General features: G+C 38.6%; 1 protein-coding gene. It reads right to left on the minus strand.

All coding sequences use genetic code 11. The features are described from left to right. Positions 1–50 precede the first annotated feature (50 nt). On the minus strand, positions 51–355 hold a 305-nt coding region (locus KH400_RS22755), incomplete at its 5' end, for a bifunctional hydroxymethylpyrimidine kinase/phosphomethylpyrimidine kinase (RefSeq protein ID WP_217228525.1).

Raw genomic sequence — 355 nt, forward strand, 5'->3', positions numbered from 1 at the left:
ATAAAAAGGTTAACTCAAAAGATTTTATCCTTTTGGGTTAACCCCTGGTTTTAATTAGAATTATACCTAAATGCTGCATGATTTGTCGGTCCAATTCCGCTCCCAATATTTAATGAATGGGATATTGCAGCAGTGATATAGGCTTTTGCAGTCTCTGTTGCTTCTTTTATATGTGCTCCCTTTGCTAATTCTGCAGCAATGGCTGCAGCAAATGTACAACCGGTACCGTGCGTATGTTTCGTATCAATGCGTTGTACTTCAAGCTCATGAATACATTTTCCGTCAAATAATAAATCAACAGCAGGTCCATCAGTTAAATGGCCTCCTTTTAATACCACAAAGCTAGGTCCAAGCT

This window comes from Desertibacillus haloalkaliphilus, assembly GCF_019039105.1.
In the GTDB taxonomy this organism is placed as follows: domain Bacteria; phylum Bacillota; class Bacilli; order Bacillales; family KJ1-10-99; genus Desertibacillus; species Desertibacillus haloalkaliphilus.